Annotated in this window: 9 protein-coding genes; 1 reads left to right on the plus strand and 8 read right to left on the minus strand. The window is 54.3% G+C overall.

The window, feature by feature from the left end:
* Window positions 1–22: 22 nt before the first annotated feature.
* The 6 genes from BMW84_RS18850 to BMW84_RS18875 all read right to left on the minus strand — a co-directional run bounded on the left by BMW84_RS18850 (window position 23) and on the right by BMW84_RS18875 (window position 8,880).
* Window positions 23–1,435: a family 43 glycosylhydrolase gene (locus BMW84_RS18850; RefSeq protein WP_091071197.1), complete on the minus strand. Its 1,413-nt coding sequence runs from the start codon at window positions 1,433–1,435 to the stop codon at window positions 23–25.
* Window positions 1,436–1,664: 229 nt separating this feature from the next.
* Window positions 1,665–2,582 (minus strand): carbohydrate ABC transporter permease, encoded by a 918-nt coding sequence (locus BMW84_RS18855; RefSeq protein ID WP_091071050.1) that lies wholly within the window; start codon window positions 2,580–2,582, stop codon window positions 1,665–1,667.
* Window positions 2,583–2,603: 21 nt separating this feature from the next.
* Window positions 2,604–3,602 carry an ABC transporter permease gene (locus tag BMW84_RS18860; RefSeq protein ID WP_091071052.1) on the minus strand — a complete coding sequence of 333 codons (999 nt, stop codon included), beginning with the start codon at window positions 3,600–3,602 and terminating at the stop codon, window positions 2,604–2,606.
* Window positions 3,603–3,703: 101 nt separating this feature from the next.
* Entirely contained in the window at window positions 3,704–5,422 is a 1,719-nt protein-coding gene (locus BMW84_RS18865) for a type 2 periplasmic-binding domain-containing protein (RefSeq protein ID WP_091071053.1), read from the minus strand.
* A 95-nt stretch (window positions 5,423–5,517) separates the two neighbouring features.
* Window positions 5,518–7,284 carry a sensor histidine kinase gene (locus tag BMW84_RS18870; RefSeq protein ID WP_091071055.1) on the minus strand — a complete coding sequence of 589 codons (1,767 nt, stop codon included), beginning with the start codon at window positions 7,282–7,284 and terminating at the stop codon, window positions 5,518–5,520.
* 24 nt (window positions 7,285–7,308) lie between these two features.
* Window positions 7,309–8,880 carry a response regulator transcription factor gene (locus BMW84_RS18875; protein ID WP_091071057.1) on the minus strand — a complete coding sequence of 524 codons (1,572 nt, stop codon included), beginning with the start codon at window positions 8,878–8,880 and terminating at the stop codon, window positions 7,309–7,311.
* A 181-nt stretch (window positions 8,881–9,061) separates the two neighbouring features.
* On the opposite strand from BMW84_RS18875, the gene BMW84_RS18880 reads away from it, so the two are divergent.
* A complete protein-coding gene (locus tag BMW84_RS18880) occupies window positions 9,062–10,204 on the plus strand; it encodes a family 8 glycosyl hydrolase (protein WP_091071059.1) in 1,143 nt (380 codons plus the stop codon).
* Between the two features lie 106 nt (window positions 10,205–10,310).
* Here BMW84_RS18880 and BMW84_RS18885 read toward each other — a convergent pair whose 3' ends face one another.
* The gene (locus tag BMW84_RS18885; protein WP_091071060.1) at window positions 10,311–11,780 is read right to left on the minus strand and encodes a glycoside hydrolase family 43 protein; all 1,470 of its coding nucleotides are present in this window, start codon (window positions 11,778–11,780) and stop codon (window positions 10,311–10,313) included.
* Window positions 11,781–11,813: 33 nt separating this feature from the next.
* Window positions 11,814–13,337, minus strand: a complete 1,524-nt coding sequence (locus tag BMW84_RS18890; RefSeq protein ID WP_091071062.1) for a glycoside hydrolase family 43 protein — start codon at window positions 13,335–13,337, stop codon at window positions 11,814–11,816.
* Between the last annotated feature and the right edge of the window lie 13 nt (window positions 13,338–13,350).

The following is a 13,350-nucleotide window of genomic DNA, read 5'->3' on the forward strand; positions in this document are numbered from 1 at the left end:
CTCCCGTTGGCCGTGCATCAGATCATGATTCAAGCGTAAACGAAGCCAAGGCTGCGCTTCCGTGTCCGGTATACGTAAAGTACAGCGCCTGTTTCCCGTCCGGTATGGCGATTTCGGCGGAATAGTCCGTCCATACATTGGTAAAGCCTACCGGGATTTCGCCGAGAACCGGCCCGTCCCAGGCCGTCTTCACTTCAAAGGCGCCTTGGCAATATCCGCGCACCTTGATATGGACCTTCCGGATGCCCTCGCACCGGTAATACTTGAACCCGGCCGTAGCGGAATCCGTCATGTTGGCGATATAGCCGGTCTCCTCGTCGCCATCCCGTCCGTCCTGGGTGATTTTCGGGAACCGGCTATCCATCCAGGCGCCGTTGCGGCCAAAACCGCCCGTGTACAGTTCTTCGTGCCTGCACAATAAATGGCAGGCCAAATAAGCCGGATATTCTCCCCGTCCCTCGAACGCCTCTCCGTCGGCCCCGCAGGAGGTAAGCTCGGCTTGGGGAATGCGGCCATCCGGCAGGAACGCAATCGGCTCGATGCAGCCCTGGCGCGAAAAGGCTGTACCATTGGTGTGCCGGTGATAAAAAACGTACCACTTGCCGTCCGCTTCAACGATGCTGCCGTGGTTATTGCCGCCGTAATACATCGGTTTGCCTGCCGGCTTGTACGTATCGATATAAAGATCGCAGTTGCTGATAATCACGCCCTGGTATTCAAAGCCTTGGGTCGGATGCTTGCTGACCGCGTAACAGAGCTCATGCATCAGTACGGAAGAGTAGATGAAGTAATAGGTATCCCCGCGCTTGCGGATGGACGGAGCCTCGAAGAACGCATGGCCTTCATACCCGGTCCCTTGGCTGTACGGCTCGCTTGGCGCAACAATCACGGGTTCTTCCGCGATGGTAAGCATGTCGGGTCCAAGCACCGTCGCCATCGCGCCGCTTCGGGACGCATCGCCCGGGGCGCAGAAGCCGGTATAGAGGTAGGTCCGTTCGCCTTCGGTCAGCACGCCGGGATCAAACTGGGGTTCGTCGCCTTCACGCTCGCCCAGCCGCGTTCCGTCGGGATATTTCACATACCCGTAAAATTGATAGGTCCCGCCGGGAGAATCGCAGACGGCGACGGAAACGACCGGAAGTTTATCGAGCACGTAATAGAGATAATAACGCCCGTCCGGTCCTACGGTCACGTCGGGAGCGTAAAGGCACATGCTTCCCAGCGGATTCAGCGGATCATCCGTAGCACGGTAGATGACGCCCTCGTATCGCCATTCGCCCAGTTGGTCCTCCGGCGCAGACCAGCAGACATAATCGTTCAGGCAGAACGCATGCCCGTTGAAACGGTCATGGGAGCCGTAGACATAGACCCGGCCTTCAAATACGTGGGGCTCCCCGTCCGGGACATATTCCCAGGAAGGAAGGTATGGATTCATTGATTTTTGGTTGGCCAATGCATGTTCACCCTTATCGTTAAGATTCTTGATTCCGCTTACATTTGCTTATCCATGTAGCAATTCGATTATAGGGAACCGGTAAGGCGGCGGTCCATGACCTAAAGCCATCTAACATTGACCGATCCTCATATCGCCGATGCCATAAAAAAGCTGCCGAAAAATCTCGACAGCTTTGAGAGAATGAATCACGCATCCCGCCGGCGGAAGATCAGCCTTTGACGCCGCCGACCATCATGCCTTTGACAAAATATTTCTGCAGGAACGGATAGACCATAATAATCGGTACCGATGCGACAATCGTCATCGTTGCCCGGACGGACAAAGGCGTTACCGAGCCTTGCTGGGAGCCGTTGGCCCCATTGATCATGCCGTCCATGCTTGTGGTACCGGCGGTGGCCGTAGAATTCTGGAGGATCTTCTGCAGCTCGTACTGCAGCGTACTTAAGTGGATCTTCGAAGAATTGTACAGGAACACGTCAAACCAGGAGTTCCACTGGTATACCCCGGAGAACAAGGCGACCGTTGCAAGCACGGGCATCGTCAAGGGGAGAACGATGCTGATGAACGTTTTGAAATCGCCGGCCCCGTCGATCTTTCCCGATTCGAGAATGCTTTCCGGGAGATTCTCGATAAACGAGCGGATGATAATCAGGTTGAATACGCCGATGAGCCCCGGAAAGATGTATACCCAGAAGCTTCCGACGAGGTTCATGTCGCGCATCAGCAGGTAGTTCGGAATCAGCCCGCCGTTAAAGTACATTGTCAGGATAAAGGCGATCGTAATAAATTTGCGCAGGACGTAATCCTGCCGGCTGATTGTGTACGCAACCATGGCCGACCCCAGTACCGTAGTGACCGTTCCGATGACCGTACGCAGAATCGAAATCAGGGTCGCGTGAAAAATCGTCGATTCTTTAAATACATACTGGTAATTCTCCAAGGTCCAGACCCGCGGAAACAGGTAAATTCCGCCTTTGATCGAATCCTGCGCGTTGTTGAACGAAACGGCAAGTATATTAATGAACGGATAGAGCGTCACGACCATCAGCAGAATCATGAAAATATAATTGCAGATCTCGAAAACTCTATCGCCCGTGGATGTTCGAATCCGGTTGGTTTTCGCCATTTCCCATCCCTCCTTCTTATTCTAGAACAGCCTGGACTCGCCAGCGCGTTTGGCAATGGTATTCGCCACGAACAGCAGAATGAAGCTGACGACCGTCTTAAACATGCCGGCTGCGATGGAAAGAGAGAAGTTGCTTTGGGCAATCCCGTATTTCAGCACGAAAATATCGATATTTTCGGAGAAGTCCACGTTCATTCCGTTGCCCAGCAGGTATTGCGGCTCGAATCCCGATTCCAGCAAATAGCCGATATTCATGATCAGCAGCACGACGACGACACTCTTGATGCCAGGAAGCGTGATGTAGCGCATCCGCTTAAACCTTCCGGCGCCGTCCATCTCGGCGGCTTCATACTGCGATGGGTCGATGGTCGTCATGGCGGCGAGATACACAATCGTATTCCAGCCGATATCCTTCCAGACCGAGCTCGCCCCGAAGATGCCCCAGAAAAAATGCGGAATGCCGAGAAACAGAAATTCCTGGCCCTTGTCGATGAATCCTGCCCAAATCAGCAGCTGATTGATAATGCCGTCCGGAGACAGCGTCGTTTGAATGATGCTTGCTGCGACGACCCACGAGATAAAATGGGGCAAATAACTGACCGTCTGCACGACGCGTTTGAATGCCACCTGCCGGAGTTCGTTCAGCAGAAGCGCCAGGACGATAGCGGTTACAAAACCAAGAACCAGGTTAATGGAGCTCATGGCAAGCGTATTGCGCAGCACCCGCAGAAACCGCTCATCCCCGAACAAAAACTTGAAATGCGCAAACCCGACCCATTTCTGATCCCGGAAGCCCAGCGCCGGCCGGTAATCCTGGAACGCGATCGTCCAGCCCCAGAGCGGCACATATTTAAAAATAAAAAGCCAGATTAAGAATGGCACCGACATAAATACGAGCACCCGTTGCTTTAGCAATTTGATGAAGAACAGCCGAATGCCGGCCGGTTTTTGCCCGGGTGCAGTTTCGGGCGTTGTCTCAGGCGTCAATTCAGGCGTTGCCAGTATTGTTTTTGTATTCATCTATTATCTCCTCCAGCCCCTGTACGGATTACCGAAGAAAAAGGGCGGCCGGCAGCCATAGCCATGCCAACGCTCCGGTCGCCCCTCATCTCATGAACCTGCTATTTGCCCATATTGACTTTCTTCTTCACTTGCTCGGTCGTCCATTTTTCATAACCGGCTGTGTCCAGCTTGTTCCATTCCTTCTCAAAATCGCCCCAGATCGAATCGAATTTGCCCGGGGAAGCCAAAACCAGCTTCGGATAGTACTTCTTGGTCAGCTCGTCTTTGTTGGTCTCCCACATCAGCTCCGGCGAATTTTGCTCTTTTACAAAGCCCCATGCCGGATACCACGGACGATCGATCGGTTTAGCGAACATTTGAGTGTAGGTCTGAGCGCCATATTTATTCAGAATTTCCTTGTCTTTATCGGTAAGGCTCATTTGGAACACTTCCGGCTGATAACCTACGCCTTTGGCATTGCCGTCGGACAGCGTCGAGTTGCCGCCGTAGCTCGGCCAGTTCCAGCTGTAATATTTAAAGCCGAACTTCTCGTTAAACGCCTCGTCGATTTTGTTGATCTGTTCTGCGGTGCGGTAGTAACGGCCTTGGTCGTTGACCTCATAGGTTTCGCCTTTGATGCCCCAGGAGAGAAGGATTTGATTTTCTTCCTTCAGCATGTTGTCGAAATATTGAATGATCCGTTCCGGATGTTTAGCGCTAACGGTAATCCCGATCCCGCGGTTGGTGACGAGACCGCCAGGGCCGTCGACGTAAGCATCCTGCGTATTTTCGTCAAAAGTAACCGGCAGCGGGAAGTAGTTGTAGCCGTCGAGCGACGGATCCTTCCGGGCCGCATCCTTCAGCACGTTCAGCGCGTTCTGTACCTGCCAGCGGTAATCGAAGAACCCGAGAACCTTATGGGAAGTCAGCTTGGCAATATATTGGTCGTAGTTATCCACGAAAGAAGCTTTGTCGAACAAGCCTTTGGAGTTAAGCTGATTCAAGGCCTGCAGCCAACGTTTCGCTGCGTCTGACCCCGAATAAGTTTTGGCTTCCAATGTGGTTGGATCAACCATTACGTTGCCGTCATTCGGATAGCCGAGCAAATGCATCGGCGGATTGGCGGTGGCGAAGAATCTCCAGTCATGGGTCAGCGACACCATGCCTGTCAGCCCTTCGTCTTTATGCTTGGCCGCATAGTTCTCAATCAGCTGCATGTATTGATCCAGCGTCTTGACTTTAGGATAGCCGGCTTCTTCAAGCACCCGGCGCTGTACCCAGAAGGCCGCAGTCGGTTCCGGATCGGGAACAAAGTCCCCTACTTGCGCGGACATTGGCAGGAAATACAGCTTGCCATCGGCGGAACGCATCTGATCCAGATCGTCGCCGTATACGCGCTTGATGTTCGGCCCGTACTTATCGATTAAATCATCAAGGGGAATAAAGGCTCCTGCGTTCAGCACTTCCTCGATGGCCGCATCGGGGATCAGGACATCGGGATACTCATTGGCTGCGATCATCGTACCGATCTTGGTGTTCAGATCGCCGACGAGGAACTCCAGCTTAAAGTTGACGCCTGTCTGATCCTCAAGCATTTTGCCGATCGTCGTTTCATTGGTATTGCCGTCCTTGGAACCGGCAACCCCGTTAAAGATGGTGTACGTAACCTTGTCCTTTTTGACTTCCTCGCCCCCGGCGTTTGTGCTTTTCGTCGCATCGGGTTTAGCGGTCGTATCCGCTCCGGCGGTATTGCCGTTATTGTTGCTGGAACAAGCAGTTGCCAATGAAGATAACAACAGCATCGCTAGACTGAGACACAGAAATTTTTTTGTTTTCAAAGCGTTTCCCCCTCGTAGTCATTTCCTTGCCTCTTTAGTATAAAAGCGATTACATTTTTTGCTTACCCGCCAGATTATAGACTCTGCTTAAAAAATTATATATCCGTTTCGCAGGGCTCGGGCGTTTGGGGAATGTGAAGCTCAATCCCCGTTCCCTCTCCCGGAGCACTGTCCACGGAGAAGCGGAAGCCGGCGCCGTAGATGATTTTGGTGCGGTAGATGACATTCTGGATCCCGATTCGTTCGCCCATGACTTCATTCGTTTCGAGATAGCTGTACAGCTTGCCGATCTGCTTGGCGTTCATCCCCGTGCCGTTGTCCCTGATCATAAAGATAAGCTCCCGCCCGGCCAGCCGGATCGTAATGTCTATCCGTCCGCCATGCTTCAGCGGCTCCAACCCATGGATGCTGGCGTTCTCCACAAAGGGCAGGAACAGCATCTTGGGGATCTTGCAGGCATATGCCTCGGGCTCCACTTCGATGTGGTAGTCAATCCGGTCCTCGAAACGGTATTTCTGGATTTCGAGGAAGCAGACGATAAACTCCAGCTCCTCCCGGACCGTAATCATGTCCTTGTTCCAGGTCAGCGAGCTGCGGAAAATCTTCGCCATGCTGTGAATCATCGTTGCGGTTTCATTCTCATCCTTGAGCAGGCTGCGCATCCGGATTGTCTCCAGCGCATTGAACAGAAAATGCGGATTGATCTGGCTTTGCAGCGCGTTAAGCTGGGCTTTGCGCCGCTCCAGCTCCAGCGATTTCTTCTGAATTTCGGCTTTGTACACATCGTCGATCAGCGATTTGATCTGCAGGATCATCCGGTTGAATTCCAGGCTCAATTGCCCGATTTCATCCCGGAAATCCGAAGCCTGGATGATTTCGAAGTTCTGGCTCCGCACTTTTTTCATATGCCGGAGAATCCGGACGATGCGGATGTTGAAGGAACGGGTGACGACCACAATGACGAAGGTCGGCAGAATCATCATGATGCAGGCGGACACCAGAATAAAGTCGCGGGATTTCTGGACCTCCCGGATTACTTCGTCCTCGTCCACCGTTCCGACGATGCTCCAGCCTTCCAGATAGCTGACGCCGCTGTAACGGCTCGAAAATTCAATCCAGTCGTTGGAGCGGAGCGAGCTGAAGAGCGTTTTATCGGCCGCCTGCCAATCGACAGCGGGATCGGTAGTGTATTCGATTTCACCGGAAGGATTAAGCAGATACACCGCGCCTTGCATATTCAAATTGGAGAAAATCTCGCCAATGTCGATCGTCTTGAAATCGATTTTGACCAGCTTCTCCTTTTTCAGGCGCCCGGAGAAATAATCCAGCTTCCGGATCAGCGAGAATCCTTCGAAACGTCCGTCTTCGGTTTCGGTGCGGATAAAAATCGGATGCGACTTGGCACTGGTCAATGCCTGCCGGTACCACTTCTCTTTTCTCAGCTCATCCGATAGGTATCCGATATTCCCCGAATGGAGAAGGGTCGTATTGTCGACGTAAATCGTCACATTCTGCAGGGATAAGGACAACGGAGTATAGTTGTTCAGCATGCGCCGCAAATACGAATCGTACGCCTCCAGATAATCCGCGGCATTGGCAAAGTCCCGGTCCAGAATCTCGTTCGTGCTCAAATCGGCGTAAAAAAACGATGACAGGCCCACCGCATTGTCCACCTGCCCGCGGAAATCGTTGCCGATCTGCTCGATGGTCCGGTCGATGTCGCGAATCCGCTGGTTCCGCACATTGTCCGTAATGGCATTGTAGAACAGAACGTTCGTGAGTATGATCGGGAGGAAGACAGAGAGGAAATAGATCACTAACATTTTGTTGCGCATGCGGATATGGTTGAGCAGCCGGTACATGAATATCCATTCCTCCTCGTGCGGTTAACGGTTCGTAATGCGATTACGGTACTCCGTGGGCGTCATTTGCTCCAGCTTCTCAAACTGCGTAACGAAATAATCGGCATTGTTGAAGCCTACGCGCTCAGCGATCTCATAGATCCGGAAATCGCTCTGCCGGAGCAGCCGCTTCGCCTCCGCGATGCGGATCTGCTGCAAATACTCGTTGAAGTAGACGCCGTAGGTCTTCTTGAACAGCTGGCCCAGATACGCAGAGTTCATATAGAACTGGGCGGCTATGCTTTTCAGCGTGATCGAATCCTGATAATTCCGGTCGACATAGCTTTTGACTTTTTGGATATCTCCCTTGCACTGGTTCTGGCATAGGCGGCCGAATTGGGCAGCGGCTTCAAGCGCGAATTCTTCGACAATCCGCATGATCTCTCCAAGCGTGATGTTCTGGTCGTACCAGCCGATGGCCGCCTCCAGGGATGACAGCTCCTTTTCGTCTCCCCCGATCCCCTGAACCGATTTCACAATGCCTAACACGCACTGGGTCAATGCCGCCTTCATCGCCTCGGGCGAAAACCGGCGTTCCTGCATCGAATGGAACAGCACGGCAATCCGCTCCTTAATTGCCTTCTCGTCCTTCTCTTCCACCGCTTCAATCAGCCTGCGGTACATATCATCCTCAAGATGCCGGTAATGCAGCGCTTCTCCTGCGATATCCCTGTATTCGATTACGCGCTGCGCAGGCTTCAAATATTTATGCTGCTGCGCCTCTTTTGCGCCGAGATAAGAGCTTTTGATCTCCTTGAGGGAAGCGGTCTTGGGCCCGGCATAGATACGGAACGGAAAAGAAAATGCACGCCGGATAAGCTCCGCCAGCTCCTCTAGAAAAGCTCTGCAGTCTCCGGAATAGGGACGGGCATATAGGTCGGGTACAACGAGTCCATACGCCCTGTGGTGTTCGTACAAAACGGGCTCAAAACCCGTTCCCGACGCGGCCTGAATCTTTTCCACGATCGTTTTGCGCAGCGTCTCCTTGCACGGCATGGAGGTCCCGTTCCACGGAAGGACATCGTTCCATTCCAGTAATGCATAGGTAAACGATTGAACCGGCTCTCCGGCCCAGGGCTCCGTCCAGGCCTCAACGTCCAGGATGCCGGATTCTCCCCGGATCAGCGCTTCGATTTGCTGCTGGCCCATCCCGGCCTGCGCGCGGATTCTGCGCCGCTTCTTCTCCTCGAGCTGTTCCTTCAGCTTGCCAAGCGTTTTTTGAAAATCCTCCTGGTCAATCGGCTTCAGCACATAATCAAAAGCGCCGTAACGCAGCGCCTGCTGCGCGTATTCAAAGTCGTTATAGCCGCTGACAATCATAAACGCCGTATCCGGGGCTTCTTTGGCGGCGGCGCGTATCAGGCCGATCCCGTCAAGAACCGGCATGCGGATATCGGTGACGACCAGATCGGGTTTATGCTCTTGAATCAGCGCTAGCGCGTCTTCGCCGTTGTCGGCTTCTCCGATCACCACGTATCCGCAGCCTTCCCAGTCGATCATTTTGATCAATCCTTTGCGTACAAACAGCTCATCGTCAACAATTAGCGCAGAAAACATCGCTGGCACCCTTCTTTCTGCCTTAGCATAAATTTTTGGTTCAGGTTTATATAATTTTTATGCGGATAGCGGAAATCCCTTCAAGCGCAACACCTATACTTATTGGGGAAAGCGCTATAATTTGTGCAGTGTCTCCCGTGCTATACTGGGGGCGAAATCAACGCCAACCACGGAGGGACTCATGAAAACGATCGAAACAGGTTCATTTTACACCCGCGAATACCGTAACCTTTTCAGCGAAATCGGCATTCCGGAAGACGCCATCCAAAGCAGGATCGGACAGGTTTGGCAGGAACTGTTCTACGGGGCACCCGATGTCCGGATTTACCATCCCCTGGGCGAGGATAAAGGCTATATTGTAGATACCGGCAATTCGGATGTCCGGACCGAGGGCATGTCTTACGGCATGATGATGGCCGTCCAGCTGGACCGCAAGGAAGAATTCGACCGTCTGTGGAACTTTGCCAAAACGTTTATGCAGCACAAGGAAGGCAAATACAAGGATTATTTCGCCTGGCACTGCAAGCCCGACGGCACGCGTTTATCTCCCGGACCGGCACCGGACGGGGAAGAATTCTTCGCCATGGCGCTGTTCTTCGCTTCCAGCCGTTGGGGCGACGGTCCCGAACCGTTCAACTATGCGGAACAAGCCAAAATTATTCTCCGCGCATGCCTGCATCAGGGCGAAGACGGCGAAGGCGATCCGATGTGGGATCCGGAGACCCGCCTGATCAAATTCATTCCGGAATCACCGTTCAGCGACCCGTCGTACCACTTGCCGCATTTCTATGAATTATTTGCCCTGCGGGCGGATGAACAAGACCGTGCCTTCTGGAAAAAAGCCGCCGCTGCCAGCCGGACGTATCTGCGGACGGCCTGCCATCCGTTAACCGGCCTTTCACCGGAATATGCTAACTATGACGGAACGCCGGCAGAACCGCAACCCCATGGAGATTATCGCCATTTCTTCAGCGATGCCTATCGTGTCGCGGCCAATATCGGACTTGATTACGAATGGTTCCGTGCCGATGAATGGCAGGTAGAGCAGTCGAACCGGATCCAGGCTTTTTTCCGCAATATCGAGGTATCCGATTACCGGCGTTACACGATAGACGGCCAGCCGTTCGAGGAACCTTCACTTCATCCCGTCGGTCTTTTGGCTACATTGGCCATGGCCTCGCTGGCTGCGGACGGTCCGGACCGGGAGCATTTTGTCCGCTTGTTCTGGGATACGCCGCTTCGGGAAGGCGAACGCCGGTATTACGACAATTGCCTGTATTTCTTCAGCCTGCTGGCCTTAAGCGGGAAATACCGCATGTACTAAAGCCGGGTTTCCTACGGCAATAAGCCGCCTTATATACAAAAAAGACCGCATCTTTCGGCAAACCGCCCGGACGATGCGATCTTTTTTTGTTTATCGGGGCAACCGGCTACTTCCGAAACTGCCAGTCATACATTTGCAGGAGCTTATTGTCTCCTTCGCCCCGGAATACAAAATATAGATCGTGAATTCCCTCCGCCCCCGTTACTTCCGCCGATAGCACCGCCGGTTGTCCTGCAGAACGGATTCCATCGGCTGCGGGTACATGAAGCGAACCGATCCGCATGCCGTCCGGGTGGTCCAGCCTCAGTTCAATCACGGACGGAGCCGCTCCGCCCATGACCGTGGCCGTAACCGCTTGGGCTCCCGGATGCCCGAAATTGACTCCGGACAATCCGATCCAGCCGCCGTCCGCCAAGGCCCCGACGACGCGTTCTTCCCCGGTCCCGCCGGAGGATGCCGGCGGTTCGACCGCGATGCCAGCGCTCCAGGCGGTCGTAGCCGCCTTTACAAGCTCATAGGGATAAAAGTATTTGATTGGCGGCACGCCTTCCAGATCGGCCTGCACTTCTTGAATGGAACCGTCTGCTTTGCTGAAGGTCAATTCATTCAGGTGGGTGGAGCGGTAGCCGTTCGGAGCGCCCATGGCTTTGGACAAAGTCTGCGCATGATAGGCGATATACCATTTATCATGGAAAGCGAATATCGCGTGATGGTTGTTGCCGCCGACGCCAAAGAAATGTCCCGGATTCTTGAGAATCGTTCCGCGGTACTTCCAAGGCCCCATCGGGTGTTCACTGGTCATATAGGCGATCTCCCCGGCAGGCGGGCAGCCTTCAGGTCTTTTTCCGGTGAAAAAATTGGAGCAATACGTAAAATAATATTGATCGCCGTACTTATTGATGCCTGCGTCCTCAAACATAAACGGCGCCGGAATCGCCCGGGCCTCGCCGACCACGCTGATCATGTCAGGCCCGAGCTCCATGACTCTTGCCGTGTTTGGCCATTCCTCCTGCCCATCCGGAATTCCTCCGCCAAAATAAATATAGGCTTTGCCGTCGTCATCCACGAAGACGGCCGGATCGAACAGCCAGGTGACCTCCGACACCCCGGGCGTCGAGCGCAGAATCAACGCCTTGCCCAGCGGATCGACCCAGGGACCTTCGGGACTGTCGCTGGTCAGCACGCCGATTCCGCTGGCGTTGTTCGCAAAATAGAGAAAAAACTTGTCCTTTCCGTCGATCGTTGTGTGCGCCGCCGCAGGCGCCCAGGACTGCGTCGCCCATGTGGCTGCGCCTTCCGGGCCGGCTGCGTGAATTTCGCCGTGATCTCTCCAGTTGATCAGATCCTCAGAGGAAAGAACCGTAATTTTGTTGATGCGGCTGTACGTGTTTTCTTTCAGCTTTCCTTCCTCATCATACTCCGGGATGTCGTGCGTCATATACAAATAGACGCGGTCCTTATGCACGAGCGCATACGGGTCAGCGCCGAATTTGTAGGAGACGAGCGGATTGCCTTTTCCCCGCTCTTTTCCGGTTGCGGGGAGTGTGCCGCCCGCATTTTTTTTCAGATTGTCCATTTCATCTTCCTCCTTGGTTGTCTGGCGAAGCGGCTACTTCCCGGAAGACAGGCTTCCCGTATATCGGAAATCATCAAAATCGGCATAACCCCCACCCTGGACCGTGGCATAATGGTACAGCCCGATCCGGTAGCCCATGAAATGGTCCAGGGTGTACTTCATTTGCAGAGGTTTGCCGATGGGTATCCAATTGTCGCCGCCTAACGAATAGAAAAATTCGGCGGTATCCGCGTTTTCGGTAAAATCGAACGCGATCTTCAAGCAGATCTGTTCCGCATCGCAAGATACGCTTTCTTCCGCAACCTCGCGGCCCAGTTCCCCGTTGCCGCCCCTGACGATACGCCGGTTTCCGGCATCGTCCATCCAAATGCCTACCGTGCCGAATTGATGCTGCAATGCCACAAGACCGGCGCGGCCGCCCGGCTGCATTCCGCCCGTTTCCAGCAGCACGGATGCGCTGCAGCGCGGCCCCTCCGTCCGCTGCGTCAACGTGTTGCGGGCATATTCCACGCTTGCCGCGGGATGCCCGGTCCGCAGCCGCAGCCAACCCGGCCGCTCCGTCAAGGACCAATGCTCGGGATCCGGCACATGGTTCCACTGCCAATTCAACGCTGGCCCGTTCCCGGCATCGTCAAAACCGTCGCTGATCACGAGCGGCTTGGCTTCATCCGCCGGCAAGGCGATTTCGAATTGCACGGGAACCTTGCCTTCCTCGCCGAATACCGGCCAATCCCCCTCCCAGCGTACCGGAACCACGCAGGGAATTCGGCCCACCGCGCCGTGATCCTGGAACAGCACGGCCGCCCATTCGCCCGCCGGCGTATCGACGATGCCGCCCTGCGCCACACCGTTGTTCCCGTAACCCATATCGTCGTCCAGGACGATCCTCCGTTCGTAAGGACCAAGCAGTTCCCGCGAGCGGTAGACGACTTGCCTGCGCCGGCGGTTGCCGTCCGTCGGCCACTCAATGAAGAATAAATAATAATAGCCGTTCAGGCGGTAGGCATGGCAGCCTTCGCAGCGCAGCCCGATATTCTCGCTTTCGGTTTCGAACAGCAAGTTATCGATCCCGCCCGGCTGATGCGCGCGGGCATCCGGCGTTAGCTCTGTGATCCGGATATAGCCATTGCCGTGAATCACGAAGACGCGCCCCTCGTCGAAGAGCAGGCTCGGATCATGATGCAGCCCGGGAAGGACCGAGCGTTCCCAGGGCCCTTTTTCAATATCCCGCGTCCGGTACACATAAAACTGCTGCATGTCGTTGCTGGAGAAGCAGGCGTAGAATACGCCTTCATGATAACGCAGGCTGGTCGCCCAGGAGCCGCTGCCGTAAATGCCCTTGCCGTCGGCCAGCCGGTGCGCGGGATGATCTTCAAAGCTGTCGTAAAGATAGCCGATGAGCTCCCAGTTCATCAGGTTTTTCGATTTCATGACCGGACAGCCGGGCATCGAATGCATGCTGGTGCTGGTCATATAATAGTCGTCACCGACGCGGATAACGCTTGGATCGGGCACATCGGCCCACAGAACGGGGTTTCTAATGACGGTATTGCCCATTTCGTCTCTCCTC

This window comes from Paenibacillus sp. NFR01 (assembly GCF_900111565.1).
Taxonomy (GTDB): Bacteria; Bacillota; Bacilli; order Paenibacillales; family Paenibacillaceae; genus Paenibacillus_AQ.